The organism is Streptomyces sp. NBC_00461 (assembly GCF_036013935.1).
GTDB lineage: Bacteria > Actinomycetota > Actinomycetes > Streptomycetales > Streptomycetaceae > Streptomyces.
Genome location: NZ_CP107902.1, coordinates 706,039 through 730,349, shown reverse-complemented (window position 1 = coordinate 730,349; position 24,311 = coordinate 706,039). Strand labels below are relative to the sequence as shown.

Genomic DNA, 24,311 nt, shown 5'->3' with positions numbered 1-24,311 from the left:
AGGAGTGAGATAAGGACCTCGTCAATACTTTGGTACGGACCAGGAGTCGAAGGGGTCGGCTACGCGCCCTTCGTCCGTTTGGCCGCCCCGCGCGGCAGCCGCTCCCGGGCGTGCACCGCCCGCCCCATCCGCCGGCCCAGCAGGACGTAGCCGATCAGCGCACCGGTCGTGTTGAGGATGACGTCGTCGATGTCGAAGGCCCGCCCGGTGATCAGCGCGCCCTGCGCGAACTCCACCAGCAGCATCACCACCGCGGTCAGCGTGAGCACCCGCAGCAGCCCGCGGGCCCGCGGTGCGAGCACCGGGACGAGGACGCCGAAGGGCACCCCCAGCAGGATGTTGCCGCCGATCTGCTTCACCGCGTCCCGCAGCGCCGGCTGGTCCAGATAGGCCTTGAGGGAGCTTCCCGGATGCAGGTTCGTGTGCGTCAGCGAGACGGACGCGGGGGAGGGTTCCAGGGTGAGTCGGGCCAGCACCACGGCGAACGCCACCATGACCCCGAAGGCGCACAGCATCGCCAGCAGGCGCAGCGGCAGGGGCAGGACATGCCGCTCGCGGGGGGTCTGCCGCGACCCGCGCGCCGACTTCGCCGACTTCCCCGACTGCGTCCTGCGGACCTTGCCCGGTTTCGCTCTCGCCTTCCCTGTCTTGTCCGCCTTGCCCGGCTTCTCCGTCCTGCCTGCCTTCTCCGCCTTGGTGGTACGCGGGCGCAGCAACGAGCGTGGGGTCAGGGCTGCACGGGACACCTGGTCCTCCAGTCTTCAACTTCCCTGCGTTGTCAGGCGGTTACCCGCTCGGCGGCCGAGAATGCAGTCCGCTTTCGGCCCAGGTCCGGGCACCGTGCGGTTTCCCCTCCTGTCGTAGGGGCACTCCGGGCTCAGACCTGCGCGCGCCGCCCCCCGCGGCGCCCGCAGCGATGTTTGGATGCCCCGTAAGGACGTAACGGACATCTCGTCATGACGGTGCGTGAGCCGAACCGAGGAGGTGACGCATGACCCCGCGTACGACGCTCGTCGCCGCGGCCGAACTGCTCGCCTGGTGGGCCGCGCTCGCCGTTCTGTGGCTGTTCCTCATCAGCACGGTCGACACGCTCGAACTCGCGGTCGGCGCGGGCGCCGCCTGCGTGGGCGCGGTGGCGGCCAGGGCCGCGCGGCGGGCGGTGACCGGGGCGTGAACGGCTGGACGTTCGCCGCGACCGTCGGCCTCGGCGGCGGCCTGGGAACGGCCCTGTGGGGCGTGGCCACCGGGCCGCTGCGGCGCCGGGTCGTGGCCCAGAATCTGTCCACCGCCCTCGCCTCCCCGGGCATGCTGCTCCTCGCGCAGGGCTATCACCGCCCCTCCTACGTCGATCTCGGCCTCGTCCTCGCCCTGCTCGGCCCCGTCGGCACACTCGTCTTCGCCCGGCTGCTCGCCGACGAACTGGCCGAGGACCCACCGCGCGCCTGGGGACCGACCTGGGCGGTCGCAGGCCTCGGCGCGGTGACGGTGATCGCGCTGTGCGTGGCCACCGGCCCCAGCCGCGCCATGGCCAAGCTGCTGGTCATCGGCGCGTTGCTGATCAGCGGAAACCTCGTCGCCTCGCGTGCCCTGTCCGGCGGAGTCAGGGGGGTCCGCCGTGGCTGACGCGGTGATCGTCGTCGCGCTGCTGCTGGTCGGCGCCTCCGCGACCGTGGCCGTGGCGACCCGCGACCCCACCCGCCAGGCCCTCGTCCTGGCCGTCCTCGGCGTCGTCCTCGCCGTGCTGTTCACCGTGCTCCAGGCACCCGACGTGGGCCTGTCCCAGCTGGCCGTCGGCTCCGCGCTGACGCCACTGCTGATCATGCTCACCGTCCGCAAGGTCAGGCGGCGCGGCCGGAGCAAGGGACGGGAGCGGTGAGCAGGCGCGCCCGGCTGTGCGTCCTGCTGACCGGAGCCGCGGGTCTCGCCGTCCTGCTCGTCGCCGCCTGCCTCAAGCTGCCGTCCTTCGGGGGCGACAGGCACCCGTACGGCGACCGGGCCGTCCGCGCCTCCCTCGCCCGGCACACCGCCAACACCATCTCCTCCGTCAACTTCGACCAGCGCGCCTTCGACACCCTCGGCGAGATGTCCATCCTGTTCGCCGCCGTCCTCGGCTGCGTGGCGCTGCTGCGCCAGACCCGCGACGAACACCGCGCCCGGCCCCAGCCCGCCGAAGTCGCCCTGCCCGTACGCCGCTACGCCCTCCTCGTCCTGCCGGTCACCCTGCTCACCGGCCTGTACGTCGTCGCGCACGGGCAGCTCAGCCCCGGCGGCGGCTTCCAGGGCGGCGTCGTCGCCGCGACCGCCCTCCATCTGCTCTATCTGGGCGCCGACTACCGCGCCCTGGAACGCGTCCGGCCGGTCGGCGCGTACGAGGTCGGAGATGCGCTCGCCACCTCCGCCTACCTGGTCACCGGCCTCGCGAGCCTGATCGGAGGCTCCGCCTTCCTCGCCAACACCCTGCTGCCGTACGGCACGTTCAACACGCTGTCCTCCGGCGGCACCGTCCCCCTGCTGAACGCGGCCATCGGCATGGAGGTCGCCTGCGCGGTCGTCGTGCTGCTCGCCGGCTTCCTGGACCAGGCCGTCGAGATCGAGGAGGAGAGCGGGAAGTGAACTCCGTGATGGATGTGCTGCCCTACCTGGTGGCCGTGTGGGTCTTCCTGGCCGGCTGCTACGGCCTGGCCACCAGCCGCAACCTGATCCACGCCGTCGGCTGCCTGTCGGTCTGCCAGGCCGGCACCTATGTCCTGCTGCTGGCCGTCGGCTACCGCGACGGCGCCACCGCACCCGTGTTCTCCGACATCAAGCCCGGTTCGCGGCCGGTCGTCGACCCGATCGTGCAGGCGCTGACCCTCACCGACGTCGTCGTCGGCGCCACAGTCACCGCCCTGCTGCTCGCGCTCGTCGTGCAGATCTCCAAGCGGCACGGCACCGTCGACCCCGACGAACTCTCCGAGCTGCGCGGCTGATGAACGACCTGCTGCCGCTCCTCGTCGCCGTCCCGCTCCTCGGGGCCGCCCTGCTGGTCATCGGCGGCCGCCTTATGCCCCGGGTGGTCGCCGAGTCCGTGGCCTGCGCCGTCTCGGGCGGCACCGCGGGCCTCGCGATCGTGCTGCTGCTCAACTCCTCCCCGCCCTTGACCGAGTGGGCCGGCGGCTGGACGCCCGTCAACGGCCGGAGCGTCGGCATCGTCCTGGTCGGCGACGGGCCCGGGCTCGGCATGGCCGCGCTCGCCTCGGTGCTGACCCTGGCGGCACTGGCGTACTCCTGGCACTACTTCGACGAACCACCCCGCGGCCACGCGGGCTCCTTCCCGGCGCTGATGCTGCTCTTCCAGGGCGGCATGTGCGGATTTGCGATCGCGGGCGACCTCTTCGACGCGTTCGTGTTCTTCGAGCTGATGAGCGTCGTCGCCTACGCCCTGACCGGCACCCGTGTGGAGGAGGCCAGGGCCGTGCAGGGCGCGCTGACCTTCGCGGTCGTCACCTCGCTCGGCGCCTACGCGATGCTCATGGGCATCGGGCTGCTGTACGCCCGCACCGGCGAGCTGGCCATGACGCAGATCGGCCGCGGGCTCGACGCCCACGGCGGGCCCGACGCCCTGACCCTCGCGGCGTTCGTCCTCGTCCTGACCGGCCTGCTGGTCAAGTCCGCCGCCGTGCCCTTCCACTTCTGGCTCCCGGACGCGCACGCCGTCGCGCCCACCCCCGTGTGCATGCTGCTCTCCGGCGTCATGGTCGAGATGGGCGCGTACGGCGTCTGGCGCGTGTACGGGACGGTGTTCTCGGGGCCGGGCGGGGTGCCCGCCCACGACCTGGAGCGGGTACTCGTGGTGCTCGGCGCGCTGACTGCCGTGATCGGCGCGGTCATGTGCTGGTACCAGCGGCACACCAAACGGCTGCTCGCGTACTCAACGGTCGCCCACACCGGGCTGTTCCTCATCGCCATCGGCGTCCTGACTCCCGAGGCCGACGACGGGATCGCGCTCTACATCCTCGGCCACGCCGGTGTGAAGGCCGCCCTGTTCGCCTGCACCGGCATCCTCCTCGACCGCTACGGCAGCGTCGACGAGCACGCCCTGCACGGACGGGCCCGGGAGCTGCGCGCCGTCGCCGTGATGTACGTCGTCGGCGCGCTCGGCCTCGCGGGACTGCCATCCTTCGGCACGGCACTCGGCAAGTCCGTCACGGAGGAGGCCGTCGGAGGACCGCTCACCGTGCTGTACGTCGTGGCGAGCGCGGTGACCGCCGCGGCGGTGCTCAGGGTCGCGGCACGGGTGTTCCTCGGCCTCGGCCCAAGGCCCCGGGACGGGGGCGAGTACGAGACGACCGGCTCCGGCGAGCAGCCCGAGACCGGACAGCGGCTCAGCCGCGTCCCGGACACCATGACCGCGGTGCCCGCGGTGCTGCTCGCCGGAGCGCTGGCCGTGGGGGTCGCCCCCGGCTTCGCCGACGTCGTGGCGCACGCGGTGAACGAGGCCGGGTCCGGCGGCGTGATCACCTCCGTGCACTGGACCCCGGTGGGCGTGCTGCTCGGCCTCCTCTCGACCGTGCTCGCCGTGGGCCTCGCGGCCCTAGCCGTCACTCGCCCGAAGCTGCTCGCCGCCCCGGACTGGGCGCTGCCGCTGCGGCGCCTGCAGTCCGGGCACGTCGGGGACTACGTGGCATGGGTGCTGCTGGGCGCCGCGCTGCTCGGAGCACTGGCCCTGCCGGGGATCGCGGGCAGCTGATCAGCCGGCGTAGCTGACATGCACCTCCTTGAAGCCGAGCGAACGCAGCAGGCCGTCGAGCATGCTCGTGGTGTTGGTCTCCGCGCGCTTGGTCAGCTCGCTCTCCTTGGCCGCGTCACCGATGTGCCTGACCGCGAGCTTCTGCACGGCCTGTTCGCTGTTGGGGTTGTCCGAGAACAGGTCGCCGAGGCGGTCCAGGAGACCGCGCTGCTTGGAGACGGCGTAGGAGCGGTCGGGGTCCAGGGCCGGCTTGCCGAGCGCCGCGTGCGGCAGCCGGAGCGTGGCGGACGTACGGTCGCCGTTGACCGTCACGTCGTCCTTGCCGACCTTGCCCAGGTCGACGTAGGCGTCGACGGTGCCCGCACCGATGTACAGCGTGCGGGAGCCGCGGATCGCGTCGGGCAGGAACTTGGTGTCCTTTTCCAGGTCGACGACGACCTGGAAGTTGCCGGAGGCTGCGTCGTAACGGCTCATGTCCTGGATGGACTGGAGCAGTGCGGGTCCCGAGCGGTCGTGCGTCTGAGTGCCGAACAGGTCCTTGAGGCCCGGGAGCACGCTGAGCCGGATCCCGGCGAAGAACACCACGAGCACCAGCACGACGGCGCTCACCGCCTTCGCCCAGCCGGGCATGCGCCTGGACACGCGCCTGATGGGAGTCGTCATGGCGACGGCCCTCCTTCCTACAGTTCCGAATGCCCCCCAAAGCCCTTGGCAGACCGTCTCGTTGGCCGATTGGCGCCCCTGACGGAAGCAGCGCGGGCGCACTAGCGTGGAGAACTCTCCGTACCGGCGCGCCTGGAGTCCCGGATGAGTACAGACAGCACGTCCCGGCCCCTCTGCCCCATGCACCGCCTCGACCTCCCCGAGCCCGGACCGCCCCGGCGGGGCACCCTCGCCACCGGCACCCCGGTGTGGCTCGTGACCCGGTATGCCGATGTGCGGCAGGTGCTCATGGACCCCCGCTTCAACAGGAGTTCCCTGCACACCGCGGACGCCCCGCCGCTGCTCGCCGTACCGAACCTGCTGGACGACCCGGACGGCATGGTCAACCTGGACGGAGAGCCGCACCAGCGGCTCCGCGGCACCGTGCAGCGGGCGTTCACACCTCGCGCGGTCGCCCGCTGGCGGCCCTGGGTGGCCTCGGTGGTGGAGACACTTCTGGACGACTTCGGCACGCAGGAGCGACCCGCCGACATCATCGAGGGGTTCACGCGCCCGCTGCCCGTGTCGGTGATCAGCCGGTTGATGGGCCTCGACCGGCCGGCCCGGGAACGCATCCGGCACTGGGCCGACCACGCGCTCTCGGGCGGCGCGCACACACGAGAGGAAGTAGTCGCCGCCATGGGGGAGTTCGGGGCGTTCGGCGCCGACCTGGTCGCCGAGCGGCGCAGGGTTCCCGGCGACGACCTGGTGAGCGGCCTGGTGGCGGCGGGCGACAGCCTCGGGATCGACGAGCGACAGCTGGTGCGCCTGGTGTGCGGGCTGGTCGTGGCCGGCCACGAGACCACCATGACGGCGCTCGGCAACATCGTCGTCTACCTCCTCACCGACCGGCAGGAGGCCTGGCCCGGACTCGCCGAGGACGAGGAGGCGGCAGCTGTCGCCGTCGAGCAGCTGTTGCGTGTCGTGCCCTTGAGCGAGGGGCGCGTGCTGCCCGGCCTCATCCGGCGGGCCGTGGAGGACACGGACGTCGGTGGAGTGACGATCCCGGCGGGCAGCGTGGTCGCCGTCCAGACCAACTCCGCCGGGCGCGACCCCGACGTGTTCCCGCCCGGCCCGCCGGACCTGTTCACACCGTCGGCCTCACCCGGCGTGATCTTCGGCGCAGGCCCTCATCACTGCCTGGGCGCCTGGCTCGCCCGCCTGGAACTGGGCCTGGCCCTGCACCACCTCGCGGCCCGCTTCCCTCATCTGCGCGCCGAGTTCACGCCCGAGACGATCGAGTGGCGGCAGGGCCAGATGACACGAAGCCCGCGAAGGCTGCCGGTGTCATGGTGAACATGCCCTGAGGGGACGGTAGTTCTCGGTCCCCCGACACCCGCGACCACCTGGTGATGCCACGGCGGCGCTCGATCCCGCCGCCGTCCGTACGAGTGTCGCCGTCGTCCGTACAGATGTCGCCGCCGTGGACGCCGCCGAGCCGGTCGATTCCGAGCGGTCCGTGCGTGGAGTCTCCTGAGGTGACGGAACTCGTACGCCGGCACGATGGCGCGCGGTCAGCGGCGCACCGCGACCGCTTTTTCCGGTCAGTAGCATGAATCCGTCCCCCGGAATGATCATGCGAGGAGCGGATTGTGCGAGACATCTCCGTGTTCAGCGGCAGTGCCCACCCCGACCTGGCGGCCGAAGTCTGTGCGCACCTCGGCGTGCCGCTCAGTCCGACCCGGGTCAGCCGGTTCGCCAACGACTGCCTGGAGGTGCAGCTCCAGGCCAACTGCCGAGAGCGGGACGTCTTCCTCATCCAGCCGCTGGTCAAACCGGTGCAGGAGCATCTCGTCGAGCTGCTGCTGATGTGCGACGCGGCCCGCGGCGCCTCGGCGGCACGGATCGCCGTCGTGATGCCGCACTACTCGTACGCCCGCTCCGACAAGAAGGACGCGCCCCGGATCTCCCTCGGCGGCCGGCTCGTCGCGGACCTGATGGTCGCCGCCGGCGCGAGCCGCGTCCTCACCATGACGCTGCATTCGCCGCAGGTGCACGGCTTCTTCTCGGTACCGGTCGACCACCTGCACGCCTTGCGTGAGCTGGCCGCGCACTTTCGGCAGTACGACCTGACCCGCACCACCGTCGTCTCGCCGGACCTCGGCAACGCCAAGGAGGCGGCCGCCTTCGCCCGGATGATCGGCGCCCAGGTCGCCGCCGGCGCCAAGCAGAGGTACGCCGACGACCAGGTCTCCATCAGCACCGTGATCGGCGACGTCGCGGGCCGGGACGTCATCGTGCTGGACGACGAGATCGCCAAGGGCAGCACCGTCCTGGAACTCCTGGAGCGCCTCAGGGAGTTGGGGCCGCGGTCGATCCGGGTGGCCTGTACGCACGGTCTGTTCGCGGCCGGGGCACTGAAGCGGATCGGCGAGCAGCCCGACGTGCTGGAGATCGTGTGCACCAACACCGTGCCGGTCCCGGAGGAGGAGCGCACCGAGAAACTGCGGATCCTGTCCATCGCCCCGGCCCTCGCCGAGGCCGTCCGCCGCATTCACAACGGCGAGTCCGTCAGCGCCTTGTTCGGCGAGCCGCGAAGCGAATAGGCCAAGAGGAGACGAGAGGAGGGGGTGCAGTGGCGCGTACGGCCGTCATAACGACCCGGACGTGGCCTCCGGCTGGCCCAGGGCCGCGTCCAGGGACGAATGCGCGGGCAGCAGCCGGGCCAGGCCGGTGACCCGCATGATGCGCAGCGTGAGCGGGTGGGTGCACACGAGCCGCAGTTCTCCGTCCTGGTCGAGCATGCGGGCACGTGCCCGGTAGAGCAGCCGTAGCCCGGAGCAGTCGAAGAAGTCGACCTGTGTCAGGTCGATCACCAGGCGGGCATCGGGATGCGCCGTCACCCGGTCCAGATAGGGGGCGACCTCCAGGGCCGCGGCGATGTCGATCTCGCCGTGGAGTTCGAGCACCGTGTGGCCCCGGTCCTGGTGGACACGGAGATGCCGGGTGAGCGGCGCAGGTTCCTGGTGCACCACGACATCGCCTCCAACCTGCTCCGTCCGCTGCGGGATTGCAGGTCACCGGGGGCCGGGGTGACAGCGTGCAGCGAGCGTACGAGTGCAGACGAGCCCCCAGGTCCCGAGTGAGCGTAAATCCGTTCTCCGCCCTGCAAGTTACCCTCGTTGGAATGAATTTGAGCATGTTCGATTGACATATGTCTTTGAATTGCGAGACGGCTTCTGCGCGGAGCCGCCCCGTGAAGGGCGTCGCGGGGCTACGACAGGGCGTGCCAGGCCTTGGAAAGTGCCTGGCGGAACTGCTCGGACTGGTGTGCGGTGAGATCCCGGACCATCCGCTCCTCCAGCTCCCGAACGGGCGCCGCCTGCTGTGCGAGCAGCTCCCGGCCGGCGTCGGTCAGCAGGATCAGCAGCTCTCGCCGATTGCGCGGATTGCGCTCCCGGCGCACCAGCCCGCGGTTCTCCAGGGACCGTACGAGATCCGCGATGGACTGGGCGGTGACGAACGAGTCGCGGGCCAGCTGCGCGGCCGACAGCCCGTCGTGCCGCTCAAGGACGGTGAGCGCGGTGTACTGCAGCGCGGTGATCCCGGACGGCTTGACCAGTTCGTCCAGGTGGGAGCGCACCACGAGCTCCACCTGCTTGACCATGTAGAGCAGGGACGGAGATGTCTTCGTAGCCTGGGAGTGCAGCATGGGTTCAGCCTAGAGCATTGACAGGAAACCTGTCTGTAATGAGACTGCGAACCAACAGGAATCCTGTTTGTTGAAATCTTAGCGATGAGGCTGAGGAGTGGTGATGACCACCTTCGAGATCGAACCCGGACGGCTGTTTGTCGGCGGGCAGTGGCGCGAGGCGGCCGACGGAGCGCGCACCGAGGTGGTCGACCCGTCCCGGGGCGCGGTCGTCACCACCGTCGCGGAGGCGGGCGCCGCCGACGTGGACGCGGCCGTGCGCGCCGCACGGGAGGCCTTCGACGACGGCACCTGGTCCGGGCTGAGCGGACGCGAGCGGGGCCGGATCCTGCATCGCGTCGCCGAACTGATCCGTGAGAACGCCGACGAACTCGCCCGCCTGGAGAGCCTGGACGTCGGCAAGCCCATCTCGCTGTGCCACGCCGTCGACATCACGAACGCGGCCAACGACTACGAGCACTTCGCCGCCCTCGCCCACTCCCTGGACGGTTCCATCCGCGACACACCCATGAACGCGCTCGCCTACACCAAGCGCGAGCCGCTCGGCGTGGTCGCCGCGATCACACCCTTCAACTTCCCACTGATCCTCGCCGGTTCGAAGATCGGCCCCGCGCTCGCGGCCGGCAACACGGTGGTGCACAAGCCGGCCGACGAGACACCGCTGAGCGCCCTCTACATGGCTCGGCTGTTCAAGGAGGCGGGTGTCCCGGACGGCGTCGTCAACGTGGTCACCGGCACCGGCCCGGTGGCGGGCGAGGCGCTGCTGCGCCACCGCGGGATCGACAAGGTCGCCTTCACCGGCTCCACCGCGGTCGGCCGCCACGTGGCGTCCACGGCCGGTGAGGCCCTCAAGCCCGTGACCATGGAACTCGGCGGCAACGCCGCCCACATCGTCTTCGAGGACGCCGACCTGGAGAAGGCCGTCGGCGCGATCATCAAGGCCTTCGTCTTCAACACCGGCCAGTTCTGCATGGGCGGCCCGCGTCTGCTGGTGGCGCGCCAGGTGCACAACACCGTGCTCGGCATCCTCGCCGAGGCCGTGCCCGGCGTCCCGGTCGGCGACCCCCGGCAGCCGGAGACCGTCGTCGGACCGATGGCGGGGGAGAAGCACCTGAAGAAGGTCGAGGAGTACGTCGACCTGGCCCGCAAGGAGGGCGGCCGCATCGTCTGCGGCGGCGAGCGGCTCGACCTCGACGGCGGCTACTTCTACAAGCCCACGGTGATCGCCGACCTGTCCAACGACTCCCGGGCGGTCCAGGAGGAGATCTTCGGCCCGGTCCTCACGGTGCAGCCCTTCGACAGCGAGGACGAGGCGGTCGACCTCGCCAACTCCACGCCGTACGGCCTCGCTTCGGGCATCCAGACCCAGAACCTCGTCCGCGCCCACCGCGTCGCCGACCGGCTCCGGGCGGGCATCGTCTGGATCAACGACTGGGCCATGCTCGACCCCGCGGTGCCCTTCGGCGGCGTCAAGGACTCCGGCTTCGGCCGCGAGTACGGGCCCGAGGCCCTGGCCGCGTACACCACGGTCAAGTCCGTCGTCGTCTCGCTCGACTAGCCCGCGCTCGACCTTCTCGGCTGAACACGCCTGAAAACACAGGGAGTTCGTACGATGTCCATCACCACCCGTGCCGCGGTCGTCGAGTCCGGCGGGGCACCCTTCACCCTCGCCGACGTCGAGCTCGACGAGCCCGGACCGCACGAGGCGATCGTCCGCATGGTGGCCACCGGACTGTGCCACACCGACCTCGGAGTCGCCAGCGGCGGCCTGCCCTTCCCCCTGCCGGGCGTACTCGGCCACGAAGGCGCCGGCGTCGTCGAGGCCGTCGGTCCGGCCGTCACCGGCATCACGCCCGGTGACCACGTCGTGCTGTCGTTCAGCTCCTGCGGCGAGTGCCGCAACTGCCACGGCGGTCACCCCGCGTACTGCGCGACCTGGCTGCCGCTGAACCTCATCGGCGGTGTCCGTGCCGACGGCACCAGCACCATCAGCCGGGACGGCGCCCCGCTCGGCGGCCACTTCTTCGGTCAGTCCTCCTTCGCCGAGCGGGCGTTGGTGGACGAGCGCAGCCTCGTCAAGGTCGACGCGGACGTACCGCTGGAGTCGATCGCGCCACTGGGCTGCGGGGTGCAGACCGGAGTGGGCGCCGTCTGGAACGTGCTGAAGCCGGTCACGGGCAGCACCGTCGTCGTCCTCGGCGCCGGCGCCGTCGGCCTGTCCGCGGTGATGGCCGCCGCCCTGACCCCCGCCACCCGGATCGTGGCCGTCGACAAGATCGGCGAACGGCTGTCACTGGCCAAGGAGTTGGGCGCCACCCACACCGTCAACGTCGGCGAGAGCGACCTGGCCGAGGCGCTCGCGGAGATCACCGGCGGCCAGGGCGCCGACGGTGTCGTGGAGACCACCGGCAGCGTCGCCGTGCTGCGCCAGGGCGTCGACGCGCTCGCCGCGCGCGGCACCCTGGTCGTCGTCGGCGCCCCGCCGTTCGGCAGCGAAGTCGCCCTGGACGTCAACGGGTTGCTGGGCGGCAAGCAGGTCGTCGGCCTCACCCTCGGCGACGCCGAGACGCAGACCTTCATTCCGGCGCTGGTCCAGCTGGTCAAGGAAGGGCGACTGCCGCTGCACCGCCTGATCAGTACCTATCCGTTCGCGGACATCGACCAGGCGGTGCGGGACATGGGGGCGGGCAAGGCGATCAAGCCCGTGCTCATGTTCTGACAGACCGTCAGTAGACGGTCGGTTCGACCGTCAGTCGACCGTCAGGACCAGCTTCCCCGTGGTCCGGCCGGTGTCGCCGAGCGCGTGCGCCTCGGCGGCATCGGCCAGCGGGAAGGTGCCGGCGATCGCGGGGCGCAGTTTCCCCGCCTCCACCAGCTCCGCGATCGCCTTCAGGCCGCTGTGCGAGGCGTCCACGAGCATCCGCAGCGAGCGGACCCCGAGCCGCTCGGCCTCCTCGTGGAAGTCGGCCGAGCCCACCGGCAGGATCGAGACGACGACTCCGCCCGGCCGCAGCACACGCAGCGAGCGCGTGGAGGTCTCGCCGCCGATCGTGTCCAGGACGACGTCGACGTCCTTCACGGAATCGGTGAAGTCCGTCTCCCGGTAGTCGATCGCCTCGTCCACGCCGATGTCGCGCAGAAACCCGTGCTTGCCCGCGCTGGCAGTGCCGATCACGTACGCGCCCCGGGCTTTGGCGATCTGCACGGCAACATGGCCGACCCCGCCCGCCGCCGCATGGATCAGCACCCGCTGCCCCGGCTGCAGGTCGGCGTACTCGACCAGGGCCTGCCAGGCGGTCAGCGAGACCAGTGGCAGCGCGCCCGCCTGCGTGTGGTCGAGCGAGGCCGGCTTGGGCGCGAACCAGCGAGCCGGGGCGCTGACGTACTCGGCGTGCGAGCCGTGGCCGTACGGGTAGGACAGCATGCCGAAGACCTCGTCGCCGGGCTGGAAGCGGACGACTCCGATGCCGACCGCCTCGACCACGCCGGAGACGTCCCAGCCCAGGACGAAGGGCGGCTCGCCCAGGAAACCGCCCGTCGCGCGGTGCTTCCAGTCGGTCGGGTTGACGCCGGCGGCGCGGACCCGGACCAGTACCTCGTTCGTACGCGGCTCGGGCCGCTCCAGCTCGACGACCTTCAGGACCTCGGGACCGCCGAGGGTGTCCTGGCTGATGGCTCGCATCGTGTTCACAGTGCTCATGGTGAACCAGCGTGCCCGGGGTCGCCCCACAAGAAAATGGCACGATTGCCAAGCTTCGATAGGATCGTGCCATGACTGGTGAGCGGCAGGTGGAACGGGTCGTCGTGCTGGCCCTGGACGGCGTCTACCCCTTCGAGCTGGGCATCCCCAGCCGGATCTTCGGTGCGGCCTGCGGCCGGTACGAGGTGCTGACCTGCACCGTCGACGGGCAACCGGTGCGCACCAGCGCGGACTTCACGATCGGTGTCGATCACGGCCCTGAGATCCTGGCCACGGCCGACACGGTCGTCGTCGCCTCCGTGACGCCCTCGCACATCCCCACCGAGCTGCCTGCCGAGGTGGCCGCCGCGCTCGCGCGGATCCGCCCGGACGCGCGGATCGTCTCCATCTGCACCGCCGCCTTCGTCCTCGCCGCGGCGGGTCTCCTCGACGGCCGCAAGGCCACCACGCACTGGCACGTGGTCGACCTGTTCCGGCGCAGGTACCCGAACATCGACCTTGACCCGGACGTCCTGTTCGTCGACGACGGGCGCGTCCTCACCTCGGCCGGCGCAGCCTCAGGCGTCGACGTCTGCCTGCACATCGTCCGCACCGACCACGGCAGCGAACTGGCCAACTTCGTGGCCCGCTGCTGCGTGGTGCCCCCCTTCCGCGACGGCGGCCAGGCCCAGTACATCGAGCAGCCGGTCCCCGAGAGCGGGGCCGCGAGCACCGCGGCCACCCGCGCCTGGGCCCTGGAGCACCTGGACGAACCGCTCACCCTGACCGGGCTGGCCGGCCACGCCCGCATGAGCCGGCGCACCTTCGCCCGCCGCTTCAACGACGAGGTCGGCCTCAGCCCCGGCCGCTGGATCGTCCAGCAGCGTGTCTCCCGCGCCCGGCACCTGCTGGAGTCCAGCGACCTGTCCGTCGACCAGATCGCCTCTCACGTCGGCTTCGCGACCGGCGCCTCGCTCCGCCAGCACCTGCACGCGGCGATCGGGGTCTCGCCGCAGGCGTACCGGCGTACGTTCCAGGCGGCGGCCCGCTAGCCGCGAACGTTCCGTACCGCTGTCGCGTCGAAGGACCGGACAACGGTGAACGGAACAGGGGTGGGGGAATGCGCGGAAGGCTCGTGGTGGCAACGGTGCTGGTGGCCTCGGCGGCGGTGGCCTGCGGCAACGGTGAGGCCGGGGTTCTCGTCGTCGACGGGACGGCTCCGGCCGTGCCCTACAGCGGGCCGCTGCACGTGCCGACGAAGAACCTCGACGAGGACAGCGCCCGCGCCACGAGGATCGAGTCGGGCGCCGCGGGCCGGGCGCTGGAGTGCGACGGGGAGATCTACTCGGGCGGCGGCAGCGAGCCGTGGAGCGAGGGCGACGGAGGGGCGACGCCGGAGGAGGGCCTCAGGGCCTACTTCGACATCGAGCAGCCCGACGTTCCCCGTCACGGCTACCGCGCGGAGCGCAGCGAGCCGGACCGTGTCCTGTACTCCTTCGACGTGGGCGGCAGGACCAAGGTCGCCGTGGTCGTGGCCAAGGACCGGAAGAACCGGCCCGGTTGGGGCCCGGAGACCAGCGCGTCCTGCGATCCGTCCGAACTCCCGGAGAGCTACACGGACAAGCAGTGGTACGAGATCTGGCAGGACCGGCAGGGCAACCGGCTGCCGATCACCAAGGTGAACAGCTCGGCCGGACCAGAACACTGCGACTGGGAGAAGGCGCACTTCCTGGAACTGGGGGAGGGGAAGCGGGGCAAGCTGTACGCCCGCGATCCCGACCGGGTACTCCCCGACGGCATGCTCACCTCCCCGTACAACGGAGACGTCCGTATGCCGGCCGACGCCCATGACACCGGATACCGCTTCCGCGACCGGCAGTTGTGGCTGACGGACGATCCGGCGAAGGCCTACGTCCGTACGTCCGACGGCGTGGAGGCCTGGCCGCTGGTGAAGGAGGGGGGCTGCGCGTGACCCGTCACCGGCTGGCGTGCAGCGCCACCAGCAGCTGCCACACCTCGTCGGCGATCTGGGCGGCGTCGGCGTCCAGGAGCCCGTGCAGCCAGTCGGCCAGGACACCGGCGAAGGTCGCGGCCACGGCCGACGCGACCAGGGGTGCGTCCGCCGCGCCCGCCCGTTCGCGTTCGCGCAGGCTGTAGGCGCGCAGGTCCCGGTGCAGCACCCGGCCGAGGGGCCCGCCGCCGCCCGGGGTCAGCAGCGCGCGGTACAGGCCGGCGTGCGGGGCGAGCGAGCCGAAGAACTCGGCGAGCGCGGGCGGCGCGTGCACCGGGTCCGGCCGTCCCTGCCAGGAGTGCAGTGCCTCCACGGCCTCCCGTACGACGTCCGCGCACGCGTCGACCGCCAGCGCCTCCAGGTCGGCGTAGTGGACGTAGAACGTGGCCCGGCCGACCCCGGCCCGGCGCACCAGGGCGGCCACGCCGACCTCCACGAGGGGCCGCTCGGCGCACTCCGCGAGCAGTGCCTCCCGCAGCCGCGCCCGGGTGCGTGCGGCCCGCGGGTCCTCGGGTGCGGGGCGGCTCACCGCGCGATCAGGACGGCGGCCAGGGCGAGTGCGCCGGGCAGCGCCTGAGCGAACAGGATGCGGCGGTTGGCCGTCACGGTGCCGTAGACACCAGCGACCACGACGCAGCTCAGGAAGAACACCTGCGCCCGGAACCCGGTCGGGTCCGCCGCGATCAGACCCCAGACCAGACCGGCCGCGAGAAAGCCGTTGTAGAGCCCCTGGTTGGCGGCCATCGGTGCGGTCGCCCGCGCCATCTCCCGGTCGAACCCGTGCAGCGCACGCCCGGGCTTCTTCTGCCACAGGAACATCTCCATCACCAGGATGTAGGCGTGCAGGGCGGCCACCAGACCGACCAGCACGTTCGCAACCGTCTCCATCATCGGACTCCATTTCTTGGACAGGTGTCCACTATAGATGGACACCTGTCCAGGAAGTCAATCGCGGCCGCGACGACGCCCCTCAGGTAGGCAAAGGTATTTATCGATGTGTGAGCTGCTGTCTGAGAGTGATGGAACCCTCACTTCCGCAGGCGTTCGAGATTGATCCTTTCGGGTTCAAACCCGATAAGCTCCCGATCGGCGCTGCGAGTTGACTTGTTCGTTGACGGTCTTTTCGTGGTGCGTATGCATGCATCAGTGCAGCTCCCCCTTGCACACTCCCCCTGTTCGATCGTGTTGCTCGTAAGGATGCAGATGGAACTCGCCACTCCGCCGCCGGCGGCGCGGGCCCCTGTCGCCTGGTACAGCTGGTGGTTGATGCCGCTGGCCTTAGGAGGCGGGACGGTTGCCGCAACGTTCATGAGCTCCGAGCGAATAGCCGCCGGTGCCGCGGGTGTCGCCGCCACCGCGGCCAGCGCCGTGTGCGTACGGCTGCTGATTCGCACCCGCACGCAGCTGAACCGCACCGAGGGTGCCTTCCGCACCACGCAGGCCGAGCACTCGCAGCAGTGGCAGCAGCATGTCGCGGGCCTGGAGCGGAAGTTCAGCGCCGACCGCGGCGCGCTGGAGGCACAGCTCACCGACCAGTCCGGCGCCTACGAGGCGCAGCTGGCCCAGCAGACCTCGTCGTACGACGCCCAACTCGCCGAACAGGCACGGGCCTTCGAGGCACGCCTCGCCGAGCAGGCCACGTCGTACGAGGCCCAGCTCGCCGATCAGGGCGAGGTCTGGCGGGAGCAGCTCGCCCACCAGCACGACGCGGTCGCCCGGCTCGCCAACGAGCAGCTGCCCGAAGCGCTGCGGCAGCTTCGCGCCGGTGACGCCATCGACGACCTGCTGCCCGCGGCCAACCAGTGCGCCAAGGTCAGCGCCGACCTGCAGGCCGAACTTCGCAAGGCGCTGCGCACGGCCCTGATCGGCGTCGAGGAGGAGTTCAACCGCTCGACCTCCGCCGAGCAGGCCGTCATCAGCATCGGCAACCGTATCCACGTGCTGACCGGCAAGCTCCGTGGCCGGCTGCACGAGATGCAGGGCGAGCACGGGCGGCTGCCCTCCGTGGCCCGCGGCCTGATGGAACTCGACCAGGAGCTAGGCCCCGCCGACTCGCTCGCCGCGAGCATCGGTGTGCTCGGTGGCTCGGACCGGCCGGGCCGGCAGTGGCAGGAGCCGCAGCGCCTGCTCAGCGTGGTGCGCGGCGGCATCGGCCGGATCAAGGACTTCCACCGTATCGAGGTCCGCCATCTGCCCGAACTCGGCGTGGACGGCGGCCTGGTGGACCACCTCACGCTGATCTTCGCGCAGCTGCTGGACAACGCGGCCCGCTACTCGCCGCCCAGCGAGCCCGTGCTCGTCTCCGGCAAGGAGGTGCCCAACGGTGTCGGCATCGAGATCCAGGACTCCGGCAAGGGTCTGAGCGAGGAGAAGAAGCGCGAGGCCCAGGAGGCTCTCACCGGCACCGCGGCCGGACCCGGCATCGGCGGTATCTCCGAGGATGCCAACATCGGTCTGCGTGTCGTGGGTGCCCTCGCCCGCCGCTATGGCATCCGCGTCACCTTCGCGGACTCGCCCTGGCTCGGTACTTCGGTGGTGGTCGTGGTCCCGCACAAGTACTTCAGCCCGCTGCCCGCGGGCGCCTCCACCACTGCGGCGGCCCCAGCGGCTCAACCCGCCGCGGCCGCCCCCGTGCGCACGTCGGCACCCGCCCAGCCGGCCCCCGCCCAGCCGGTGGCCGAGGCAGCCGTGACGGTGGACACCACGCCCGGCGGACTGCCCCGGCGCCGCAGCAAGCGGCACGAGGGGGAGGACGCGGCACGGCGCCAGCCGGTCGAGCGCACCGAGCGGACGGAGGAGACCGCTGTCCCCGCCGTCCCGCCGGACGCCTCGTTCACCGGCCTGGCGGCCTTCGCCACCGCCGGCCGCGAGACAGGCGAGGAGTACACCACGGAGGACACGGCGCCCGCCGGCAGCCAGTCCACCGAGCACCGCACTGAAGAGAGCGACTAGTCCACATGACGCAACAGGGAACCGACGTGAGCTGGGCGCTGCGCGATCTGGTGGAGTCCATCCCGGAGATCCGTTTCGCCCTCGTCGCCTCAAGTGACGGCAAGGCCATCACCTCCTTTGGGGCCGAAGACCCCGACGACGTGGACCGGTTCGCCGCTGTGGTGGCCGGACTGCAGGCCCTGGCCCAGCCGGTCGCCGAGCAGTTCTCCCGGCACGGCGGACCGCTGGGCCAGCTGCGGCTGGCGATGATCGAGGTCGACGGCGGCCACCTCTTCGTCGTACGGGCGGGTGTGGAGACGTATCTCGGTGTCCTCGCCCGGGAGGGCCTCGACCAGGGCCTGCTCGGACACCAGATGAGGGATATGGCCCGCAGGATGGGTGAGCTCCTCGGCACCACTCCGCGAGTGGAGGAGCACTCTGGATGAGTGCTCCCCGCCGGCCCACGGAGCCGTCCGGTCTTGAGCGTTATTACGTCCTCACGGGGGGACGCAGCGGACCGGGCGGTTCGGCGTCGAGTCTCGACGTGGCGACCCTCATCGTCTCCCGGACCGCCCCCGTACCGGGTATGCAGCACGAGCACGAGGACATCCTCCGGCGCTGCCGCGATCCGCTGTCGGTGGCCGAACTCGGCGCCCACCTCGGACTGCCCTTCAACATTCTCGCGGTGCTGCTGGCGGATCTGCTGGAGGCAGGTCGCGTCGAAGCCCGTGACCCCATCCCGGCACACGGCGCCGGCCGCGGGCCCGACCTCGCGCTCCTTGAGGAGGTACTCAGTGGACTTGAACGGCTTTGACCACCCCGGCCGCCCGGCGGACGGTGGCACCCGCTCGGTGAAGGTGATGATCGCCGGCGGTTTCGGCACCGGGAAGACCACCATGGTCCGCTCGGTCAGCGACATCAAGCCGTTGACCACCGAGGAGACGCTCACCCAGGCCAGTGCCGACGTCGACCACCTCATCGGCGTCGCCGAGAAGACCCAGACCACCGTCAGCCTGGACTTCGGCAAGATCAGCCTCAATGACAGCCTGATGCTGTACCTGTTCGGCACGCCCGGGCAGGAGCGGTTCTGGTTCCTGTGGAACGGCCTGTTCAAGGGCGCGCTCGGCGCGGTCGTCCTGGTCGACACCCGGCGTCTGGCTTCCAGCTTCCGCGCGATAGAGGAGATGGAGCGGCAGAACGTCCCCTTCGTCGTCGCGCTGAACGTCTTCCCCGATTCCAAGGACTACCCGGTCGAGGAGATCCGGGACGCCCTGGACATCCCCGAGCACATCCCGGTCGTGGCCTGCGACGCCCGCGACCGGGCCTCCAGCCGTGACGTGCTCGTCGCGCTGATACGTCACTTGAAGGATCGCTCCCCCGTCGCACTGGAGCCCCGATGAACGACCAGACTTTAAACGGCCCCGACGCGCCCCGCGGGTGCCCTGTCGCGCACGGCGGGGCAGAAGTCACGCGCCTGTACGGCCCGGACGCGGCCACCGACCCGCAGGCCATCTACGAACGGCTGCGCAAGGAGCACGGCTCTGTCGCGCCGGTGCTGCTGGAGGGTGACGTTCCCGCCTGGCTGGTGCTCGGCTACCGCGACAACCGGCGGGTGCTGGACAGCCCTCGTCAGTTCAGCCGGGACGCCCGCATCTGGCGGGACTGGCGAGAGGGCCGCATAGCGGAGACCTCGCCACTGGTGCCGATGCTGGGCTGGCGGCCCGACTGTGTCTCCCAGGACGGAGAGCCGCACCGCAGGCTTCGTGGCGCGGTCACCGACGGACTGCTGGCCGCCTCGAGCCGCGGCATCCGGCGGCACGCCACGTACTTCGCGAACCAGCAGATCGACGAGTTCGCCGACGCCGGGCACGCCGACCTGGTGGCCGACTACGCCGAGCACCTGCCGATGCTCGTGCTCACCCGGATCCTGGGCCTTCCCAAGGCGGACGGGCTACGCCTGGTCGAGTCGTGCGCCCAGGTCTTCAAGGGCGGCGCGGACGCCCTCGTACACAACGACCGCATCATGCAGATCCTGGGCGAACTCGCCCAGCGCAAGCGGTCCGAACCGGGCTCGGACTTCACCACCGCCCTGCTGGAGCACCCGGCGGCGCTGGACGAGGACGAGGTCGTCAGCCATCTGCGCCTGGTGCTGATCGCCGCCCACACCACGACCAGTAACCTGCTGGCCCGGGTGCTGCAGCTGCTCCTGACCGACACGGCGCGGTTGTCCGGGCTGATCAGCGGTCAGCTGAACGTGTCCGCCGTGGTGGAGGAGGTCATGTGGAACACCCCGCCGCTGGCTGTCCTGCCGGGGCGGTTCGCCGCCAGCGAGCTGGAACTCGGCGGGCACGACATCGAGGAGGGCGACCTGCTCCTCCTCGGCCTCGCCGCGGGCAATGTCGACCCGGAGATCCGGGACGAGGGCGTCGCGGTCCAGGGCAACCAGTCGCACCTGGCCTTCAGCTCCGGTCCCCACGAGTGCCCCGGGCAGAGCATCGGCCAGTCCATCATCGAGGTCGGCGTGGACGTCCTGCTGCACCGGCTGACGGGCCTGCGCCTGGCCGTACCGCCGGAGGAACTCGGCTCGACCGCCTCCACGTGGGAGTTTCGGCTGGACAGTCTGCCGGTCGAGTTCACCGTCTAGGCCACGCCAGGGGACCGCTGCCCGGCCGGTTTCCGGCCGGGCAGCGCCGTGCGGGGGTGCGGGCGGTCGCTCGCACGCTCAGCAGGTCGTCCACCGAGCCGCGTCCGGGGAGTTCGGCCGCGGGCACCGGGTCCTCCTTGGCGGCGGCGTAGCGGCCGGTCCGGTGGTCAGGACGCGGACGGTGACTCCGGCAGGGCTCCTGCCGCCGCGTCGTTTCAGGTTGGGCCGGCCCTTGAAGGTCTGGTTGGTCGATCCGATGGTCCGTCGGAACGGTCTGAACAGGTGCGATCCGGCCCGTTCGGTTCCCCTTTGCGGGCCGGCCGCAGAAATGCCAGCTCAGGGCCGGCGAGGTCGTGCTCGAACTCGTGGCCGACGTGGCGCGACGTCCCCCCCGCCAGCTACCGGGTTTCTGGAACGGATTGAGGCATCAGCCGTCGAGCCAGTCGCCTTCGACGCCCGTGGGACGGTATCCCGTGGCGTTCCAGAGGAAATGCGGGTGGGCGCCGGCGAACATGTAGGCGAGCAGTGTGGTGTCTTCCCTCCCGGTCTGAGGGTCGTGCAGGGTGTGAAACATTTCAGATCCGACTACGCCGGCGTCTTGTTGGACATCACGAGCGCGGGCCAGGGACGGTGCGGCGCTGGATGCCTCCACGGCGGCGATGTAGGTGCGGCGCAGGATCTCCCATGTGCTGTCGATGTTGCCGTTCCAGGGGCCGTGCAGTGCTTCGAAGGCATGGAGTTCGGCGTCAAAGAGGGCCCATGTCTTGGGGTATTGGGCGCGGCAGCGTGCGGACAGCTCGGCGGTCCGGGTGCTCAGTGCCGGTGCGGTGGGCCGCGGGGCGATGGTGAGGGTGGCGCCGTGGGTGAGGATGCCGCTGCATGCGTTGGGCTGCAGATCGCAAAGCGGGCAATCCTCGGCCGGAGGGAGGCCCTGGGTGATGCCGTCGAACCATAGGGCGTGGCGGCCCGTGAGCCCCATCCAGGTGATGGTGGTGGCCATCAGCCAGGTGTTCCACATCGGGGTGTGCGCCTCGGGCGTGCAGCCGTACTTGACGAGGGCTATGGCGCAGGCGGCGTAGAAGGCCTTGGCGTGGGTGGGCATGTCGGCGAGCCAGAAGTTGCTTATCTCGCCGGTGAGGGCGTCGGCTCGTACGTCGGTCATGTCGTCGATGACGCGGCACAGCAGCAGGGAGGCGAGGTGTTCTTCCTGCCAGAGTTCGGTGTCGGGTGAGACGTGCCAGAACAGGCAGTCCAGCATCTGCAGGATTGAGTAGGTGCTCTGGCTGAGTGGGTTGGTCTGGGGGAGCGTGACGCGGCCCGCGTGGTGCTGTTGGAGCCAGTATTCGTCGACGGATCGCTTGTGGGCTGCGAAGAGTCCGCTGATCAGGGCCCGTGCGCTGTTGGTGCTGAAATTCTCGGCCAAGCGGCCTTCGACGAGTTGGGTGAGGCGCGTTGTATCGATGGTCTCGATCACGCGTTTGTATTCGTGGAAGACGAGGATGTCGTCTTCGAAGCGGTGGCGGTGGCCAAGGTCTCGTTCAAGGTCGTTCATCTGCCGGGTCCAGGACCATCCACCGGTCAGGACGCTGTCGAGTTCCCGGCGGTACGGCCAGGTCTTGATGGCGAGGGGACGACCGGCGCTCTGCCGCCAACTGTAGTCACCCAGCGTGCGTGCGGGGGGCGTGGGCAGCCGACGGCACAGCGGGCAGGAGCAGACGGTCGTTTGCTCCGCCTCGCGGGGCGGGGTGAGTGCCCGGCTCCGCCAAGCCCCTTCCAGCATCGTGCAGGTCAGTCGGCAGACCTCAATATCGATGCTGACCTGGGGGAAGGCTGCTTCGATCGTGCGCAGGCTGGCGTCGAGGTGCCTCAACCTGGCGTAGCCCTCCTCGTCGGGGGGAAGGAACGTGGGCTGCGCCAGATGGAGGGCTCCCTCCACCTGCAGCGTGGTGCTGGAGTGGCGGGATCCGAGTGCGTCCAGCCGCTGCTGAGCGGCGTTCTGGGACCTTCGGTACTGCTCCGTGCTCCCATCGATGCGTTTTACCAGGAGGCGGGCCAGAGCGTTCCCCGCCTCTGCGGGCTGGAGCGGGGCGTTTGGCTGGGCCGGGAACGGGAGGTCGATTTTGACGTCCTGAGGCATGCGCTTCCTTCCGGGAGACGGTGATGCAGAGCCCCCCGCCCTGCGAACGGGCGGTCATGTCGACCGCCCGTGACTCGAACTCAGCTTCTACGGCCGAAAGTTGAACCGAGAAGCGGTAGGAGACTGCCCAGAGCCTAAATGATCTACGCGTGACCTCACCGTGACATCCGTTACTGCCTACGCCTCTTGAGCTGCGTACACTCCCTCCCCTCCTACATAGGTCAGCGCCACCCGTGTCTCCGCGATGGCCTCGGGCGGCCCGTCGAACGGGTCGCGGTCCAGGACCACCAGATCGGCCAACGCCCCGGCCTCCACCCGCCCGGTGTCGTCGAGGTGGTTCACATGCGCCGAGCCCGCGGTGTACGCGGTCAGGGCCTCGGCGAGGCTGATGCGCTCGCCCGGCAGGAACACCGGGGCGTCGTCGCCGTCGGGTGTCAGACGGTTGACCGCGACATGGATCCCCTGCAGCGGATCGGGGCTGCTGACCGGCCAGTCGCTGCCCGCCGCGAGCCGGGCCCCCGAGCGCAGAAGCGCCCTGAACGGGTACTGCCACCCGGCCCGTTCGGACCCCAGGAACGGAATGGTCAACTGGTCCATCTGCGGTTCGTGCGCGGCCCACAGCGGCTGGATGTTGGCCGTGGCGTCGAGCCGGGCGAAGCGCGCCACGTCGTCGGGGTGCACGACCTGGAGGTGCGCCAGATGCGGCCGGGTGTCGCTCGGCCCGTTCGCCTCACGCGCGGCCTCGATGGCGTCCAGGGCGTCGCGTACGGCCCGGTCGCCCAGCGCGTGGAAGTGGCACTGAAAGCCGAGAGAATCCAACTCGGTGACGTACTTGGGGAGTTGCCCCGCGTCGATGAAGCTCGTGCCGCGGTTGGCGGTGGCGCAGCCGCACTTGTCCAGATACGGGTCGAGGAGCGCCGCCGTCCCGGTCTCGGGGACCCCGTCCAGCATCAGCTTGACGCTGCCGGCGCGGAACCGGCCATGGCTCGACGCCGCCCGCCTCTCGACGAGTTCGGGGATCTGCTCGGCCCCGCGCTCACGGTCCCACCACAGGGCGCCGACCACACGAGCGGTCAGCGAGCCGTCGCGCGCGGCGGTCAGATACGCCTGCGACGGGTCGTCCATGCCGAGGAAGTCCCCGACGAGAGCGTCCTGCCAGGCCGTGATGCCGAGCGCGTGCAGATGACGCTGCGCGTACAGCAGGGCCGCCAGCCGGTCCGCCGGGGTGACCGGCGGCGTCAGACGCCCGACGAGCTGCATCGCGCCCTCCTGCAGCGTGCCGCTCGGATCTCCCGCCGCGTCCCGGTCGATCCGCCCGTCGGCCGGATCCGGCGTGTTCCGGTCGATGCCCGCAAGGCGCAGCGCACGGCTGTTGACCCAGGCGCCGTGGTGGTCACGGTTGGGCAGGTAGACGGGCCGGTCCGGCACGACCGCGTCCAGGAGCTCCTTCGTCGGCGTACCGCCCTCGAAGGCCTCCATGGACCAACCGCCCCCGGTGATCCACTCCTGGTCCGGGTGCGCCTTGGCATAGGCGCGGATGGCGGCGACCGTCTTCTCTGCCGTCCTGGTCCCGGTCAGATCGCACTGGGAGAGTTCCAGACCGGCCGGTACCGGGTGGACGTGCGCGTCCTGGAAGCCCGGCAGCAGCAACCGCCCCGCCAGGTCCACCACCTCGGTTCGCGGTCCGGCGAGATCCAGGACCTCGTCGTGCCCGACGGCGGTGATGCGGTCGCCGGTGACGGCCACGGCGGTGGCGGTGCGGCCCGCGGGAGTGAGGACCGGGCCGCCGGTGAAGATCAGATCTGTGTGCATGGTCCGTTCCTGGT

26 protein-coding genes and 1 pseudogene are annotated in these 24,311 nt (G+C 70.6%); 17 read left to right on the top strand and 10 right to left on the bottom strand.

The genetic code is table 11. From position 1 onward, the window contains the following. Positions 1–59 precede the first annotated feature (59 nt). Positions 60–746, bottom strand: coding sequence for a VanZ family protein (locus tag OG870_RS03495; protein ID WP_405626341.1), 687 nt, complete (start codon positions 744–746; stop codon positions 60–62). A gap of 245 nt (positions 747–991) precedes the next feature. Here OG870_RS03495 and OG870_RS03490 point away from each other — a divergent pair, with 245 nt between their 5' ends. Genes OG870_RS03490 through OG870_RS03465 form a run of 6 tightly spaced genes read left to right on the top strand, consistent with a single transcriptional unit; the run spans position 992 to position 4,729 of the window. After that, complete coding sequence (locus tag OG870_RS03490) at positions 992–1,174, top strand: hypothetical protein (protein ID WP_266524322.1); 183 nt, start codon at positions 992–994, stop codon at positions 1,172–1,174. Beyond that, on the top strand, positions 1,171–1,623 hold the full coding sequence (locus tag OG870_RS03485; RefSeq protein WP_266524324.1) for an MrpF/PhaF family protein: 453 nt from the start codon (positions 1,171–1,173) through the stop codon (positions 1,621–1,623). Before OG870_RS03490 ends, OG870_RS03485 begins: the two co-directional genes overlap by 4 nt. Further along, positions 1,616–1,876 (top strand): Na(+)/H(+) antiporter subunit B, encoded by a 261-nt coding sequence (locus OG870_RS03480; protein WP_266524327.1) that lies wholly within the window; start codon positions 1,616–1,618, stop codon positions 1,874–1,876. The genes OG870_RS03485 and OG870_RS03480 overlap by 8 nt, the downstream gene beginning before the upstream one ends. After that, complete coding sequence (locus OG870_RS03475; RefSeq protein WP_327690598.1) at positions 1,873–2,613, top strand: MnhB domain-containing protein; 741 nt, start codon at positions 1,873–1,875, stop codon at positions 2,611–2,613. Before OG870_RS03480 ends, OG870_RS03475 begins: the two co-directional genes overlap by 4 nt. Before the next feature lie 8 nt (positions 2,614–2,621). Then, entirely contained in the window at positions 2,622–2,969 is a 348-nt protein-coding gene (locus OG870_RS03470; protein WP_266525771.1) for a sodium:proton antiporter, read from the top strand. Continuing rightward, on the top strand, positions 2,969–4,729 hold the full coding sequence (locus OG870_RS03465) for a complex I subunit 5 family protein (RefSeq protein ID WP_327690597.1): 1,761 nt from the start codon (positions 2,969–2,971) through the stop codon (positions 4,727–4,729). Before OG870_RS03470 ends, OG870_RS03465 begins: the two co-directional genes overlap by 1 nt. Here the strand turns inward: OG870_RS03465 and OG870_RS03460 are convergent, their stop codons facing one another. Beyond that, positions 4,730–5,392 carry a DUF4230 domain-containing protein gene (locus tag OG870_RS03460; RefSeq protein ID WP_266524335.1) on the bottom strand — a complete coding sequence of 221 codons (663 nt, stop codon included), beginning with the start codon at positions 5,390–5,392 and terminating at the stop codon, positions 4,730–4,732. It lies immediately after the preceding gene. 144 nt (positions 5,393–5,536) lie between these two features. Here OG870_RS03460 and OG870_RS03455 point away from each other — a divergent pair, with 144 nt between their 5' ends. Together OG870_RS03455 and OG870_RS03450 are read left to right on the top strand one after the other, a co-directional pair. After that, the gene (locus tag OG870_RS03455; protein WP_327690596.1) at positions 5,537–6,727 is read left to right on the top strand and encodes a cytochrome P450; all 1,191 of its coding nucleotides are present in this window, start codon (positions 5,537–5,539) and stop codon (positions 6,725–6,727) included. Between the two features lie 296 nt (positions 6,728–7,023). Beyond that, the gene (locus tag OG870_RS03450; RefSeq protein ID WP_266524348.1) at positions 7,024–7,977 is read left to right on the top strand and encodes a ribose-phosphate diphosphokinase; all 954 of its coding nucleotides are present in this window, start codon (positions 7,024–7,026) and stop codon (positions 7,975–7,977) included. A 45-nt stretch (positions 7,978–8,022) separates the two neighbouring features. On the opposite strand, the gene OG870_RS03445 is transcribed toward OG870_RS03450, so the two are convergent. After that, on the bottom strand, positions 8,023–8,403 hold the full coding sequence (locus tag OG870_RS03445; RefSeq protein ID WP_266525773.1) for an anti-sigma factor antagonist: 381 nt from the start codon (positions 8,401–8,403) through the stop codon (positions 8,023–8,025). 242 nt (positions 8,404–8,645) lie between these two features. Further along, positions 8,646–9,083: a MarR family winged helix-turn-helix transcriptional regulator gene (locus tag OG870_RS03440; RefSeq protein ID WP_266524350.1), complete on the bottom strand. Its 438-nt coding sequence runs from the start codon at positions 9,081–9,083 to the stop codon at positions 8,646–8,648. Positions 9,084–9,186: 103 nt separating this feature from the next. Here OG870_RS03440 and OG870_RS03435 point away from each other — a divergent pair, with 103 nt between their 5' ends. Next, entirely contained in the window at positions 9,187–10,641 is a 1,455-nt protein-coding gene (locus OG870_RS03435; RefSeq protein ID WP_327690595.1) for an aldehyde dehydrogenase family protein, read from the top strand. Between the two features lie 54 nt (positions 10,642–10,695). Continuing rightward, positions 10,696–11,802, top strand: coding sequence for an NAD(P)-dependent alcohol dehydrogenase (locus OG870_RS03430; protein WP_266593635.1), 1,107 nt, complete (start codon positions 10,696–10,698; stop codon positions 11,800–11,802). Between the two features lie 30 nt (positions 11,803–11,832). On the opposite strand, the gene OG870_RS03425 is transcribed toward OG870_RS03430, so the two are convergent. Next, positions 11,833–12,783, bottom strand: a complete 951-nt coding sequence (locus tag OG870_RS03425) for an NADP-dependent oxidoreductase (RefSeq protein ID WP_266524356.1) — start codon at positions 12,781–12,783, stop codon at positions 11,833–11,835. A 71-nt stretch (positions 12,784–12,854) separates the two neighbouring features. Here OG870_RS03425 and OG870_RS03420 point away from each other — a divergent pair, with 71 nt between their 5' ends. Then, positions 12,855–13,814: a GlxA family transcriptional regulator gene (locus tag OG870_RS03420; protein ID WP_266593637.1), complete on the top strand. Its 960-nt coding sequence runs from the start codon at positions 12,855–12,857 to the stop codon at positions 13,812–13,814. 68 nt (positions 13,815–13,882) lie between these two features. Further along, the gene (locus OG870_RS03415) at positions 13,883–14,734 is read left to right on the top strand and encodes a hypothetical protein (RefSeq protein WP_266524360.1); all 852 of its coding nucleotides are present in this window, start codon (positions 13,883–13,885) and stop codon (positions 14,732–14,734) included. Positions 14,735–14,738: 4 nt separating this feature from the next. Here OG870_RS03415 and OG870_RS03410 read toward each other — a convergent pair whose 3' ends face one another. Both OG870_RS03410 and OG870_RS03405 read right to left on the bottom strand, forming a co-directional pair. Next, positions 14,739–15,302 (bottom strand): TetR/AcrR family transcriptional regulator, encoded by a 564-nt coding sequence (locus OG870_RS03410; RefSeq protein WP_266593639.1) that lies wholly within the window; start codon positions 15,300–15,302, stop codon positions 14,739–14,741. Next, positions 15,299–15,661, bottom strand: coding sequence for a DUF1304 domain-containing protein (locus tag OG870_RS03405; protein ID WP_266593831.1), 363 nt, complete (start codon positions 15,659–15,661; stop codon positions 15,299–15,301). Before OG870_RS03405 ends, OG870_RS03410 begins: the two co-directional genes overlap by 4 nt. Before the next feature lie 315 nt (positions 15,662–15,976). On the opposite strand from OG870_RS03405, the gene OG870_RS03400 reads away from it, so the two are divergent. From OG870_RS03400 to OG870_RS03380, 5 genes are read left to right on the top strand one after another with little or no spacing between them, the layout of a single operon-like run. Then, positions 15,977–17,725, top strand: coding sequence for a sensor histidine kinase (locus OG870_RS03400; protein WP_266593641.1), 1,749 nt, complete (start codon positions 15,977–15,979; stop codon positions 17,723–17,725). A 5-nt stretch (positions 17,726–17,730) separates the two neighbouring features. Beyond that, the gene (locus OG870_RS03395; RefSeq protein ID WP_266524368.1) at positions 17,731–18,150 is read left to right on the top strand and encodes a roadblock/LC7 domain-containing protein; all 420 of its coding nucleotides are present in this window, start codon (positions 17,731–17,733) and stop codon (positions 18,148–18,150) included. Then, positions 18,147–18,518, top strand: coding sequence for a DUF742 domain-containing protein (locus OG870_RS03390; RefSeq protein WP_266524371.1), 372 nt, complete (start codon positions 18,147–18,149; stop codon positions 18,516–18,518). Before OG870_RS03395 ends, OG870_RS03390 begins: the two co-directional genes overlap by 4 nt. Further along, complete coding sequence (locus tag OG870_RS03385; protein WP_266524374.1) at positions 18,499–19,104, top strand: GTP-binding protein; 606 nt, start codon at positions 18,499–18,501, stop codon at positions 19,102–19,104. The genes OG870_RS03390 and OG870_RS03385 overlap by 20 nt, the downstream gene beginning before the upstream one ends. After that, positions 19,101–20,348, top strand: a complete 1,248-nt coding sequence (locus tag OG870_RS03380; RefSeq protein WP_266524376.1) for a cytochrome P450 — start codon at positions 19,101–19,103, stop codon at positions 20,346–20,348. Before OG870_RS03385 ends, OG870_RS03380 begins: the two co-directional genes overlap by 4 nt. A 165-nt stretch (positions 20,349–20,513) precedes the next feature. On the opposite strand, the pseudogene OG870_RS48030 reads toward OG870_RS03380, so the two are convergent. The 3 genes and pseudogenes from OG870_RS48030 to OG870_RS03370 form a co-directional block, all read right to left on the bottom strand. Further along, positions 20,514–20,719, bottom strand: a pseudogene (locus OG870_RS48030) (IS982 family transposase); the annotation flags it as partial. A 56-nt stretch (positions 20,720–20,775) separates the two neighbouring features. Then, positions 20,776–22,218, bottom strand: a complete 1,443-nt coding sequence (locus tag OG870_RS03375) for a hypothetical protein (protein ID WP_327690594.1) — start codon at positions 22,216–22,218, stop codon at positions 20,776–20,778. A gap of 444 nt (positions 22,219–22,662) precedes the next feature. Further along, on the bottom strand, positions 22,663–24,297 hold the full coding sequence (locus tag OG870_RS03370) for an amidohydrolase (RefSeq protein WP_327690593.1): 1,635 nt from the start codon (positions 24,295–24,297) through the stop codon (positions 22,663–22,665). Positions 24,298–24,311 lie beyond the last annotated feature (14 nt).

Excerpts from the sequence above, each read along its gene's own strand:
- OG870_RS03490 (WP_266524322.1), top strand. The coding sequence starts at position 992 with ATGACCCCGCGTACGACGCTCGTCGCCGCGGCCGAACTGCTCGCCTGG.
- OG870_RS03470 (WP_266525771.1), top strand. The coding sequence starts at position 2,622 with ATGGATGTGCTGCCCTACCTGGTGGCCGTGTGGGTCTTCCTGGCCGGC.
- OG870_RS03465 (WP_327690597.1), top strand. The coding sequence starts at position 2,969 with ATGAACGACCTGCTGCCGCTCCTCGTCGCCGTCCCGCTCCTCGGGGCC.
- OG870_RS03460 (WP_266524335.1), bottom strand. The coding sequence starts at position 5,392 with ATGACGACTCCCATCAGGCGCGTGTCCAGGCGCATGCCCGGCTGGGCG.
- OG870_RS03455 (WP_327690596.1), top strand. The coding sequence starts at position 5,537 with ATGAGTACAGACAGCACGTCCCGGCCCCTCTGCCCCATGCACCGCCTC.
- OG870_RS03440 (WP_266524350.1), bottom strand. The coding sequence starts at position 9,083 with ATGCTGCACTCCCAGGCTACGAAGACATCTCCGTCCCTGCTCTACATG.
- OG870_RS03435 (WP_327690595.1), top strand. The coding sequence starts at position 9,187 with ATGACCACCTTCGAGATCGAACCCGGACGGCTGTTTGTCGGCGGGCAG.
- OG870_RS03430 (WP_266593635.1), top strand. The coding sequence starts at position 10,696 with ATGTCCATCACCACCCGTGCCGCGGTCGTCGAGTCCGGCGGGGCACCC.
- OG870_RS03425 (WP_266524356.1), bottom strand. The coding sequence starts at position 12,783 with ATGAGCACTGTGAACACGATGCGAGCCATCAGCCAGGACACCCTCGGC.
- OG870_RS03420 (WP_266593637.1), top strand. The coding sequence starts at position 12,855 with ATGACTGGTGAGCGGCAGGTGGAACGGGTCGTCGTGCTGGCCCTGGAC.
- OG870_RS03415 (WP_266524360.1), top strand. The coding sequence starts at position 13,883 with ATGCGCGGAAGGCTCGTGGTGGCAACGGTGCTGGTGGCCTCGGCGGCG.
- OG870_RS03405 (WP_266593831.1), bottom strand. The coding sequence starts at position 15,661 with ATGGAGACGGTTGCGAACGTGCTGGTCGGTCTGGTGGCCGCCCTGCAC.
- OG870_RS03400 (WP_266593641.1), top strand. The coding sequence starts at position 15,977 with ATGGAACTCGCCACTCCGCCGCCGGCGGCGCGGGCCCCTGTCGCCTGG.
- OG870_RS03395 (WP_266524368.1), top strand. The coding sequence starts at position 17,731 with ATGACGCAACAGGGAACCGACGTGAGCTGGGCGCTGCGCGATCTGGTG.
- OG870_RS03390 (WP_266524371.1), top strand. The coding sequence starts at position 18,147 with ATGAGTGCTCCCCGCCGGCCCACGGAGCCGTCCGGTCTTGAGCGTTAT.
- OG870_RS03380 (WP_266524376.1), top strand. The coding sequence starts at position 19,101 with ATGAACGACCAGACTTTAAACGGCCCCGACGCGCCCCGCGGGTGCCCT.
- OG870_RS03370 (WP_327690593.1), bottom strand. The coding sequence starts at position 24,297 with ATGCACACAGATCTGATCTTCACCGGCGGCCCGGTCCTCACTCCCGCG.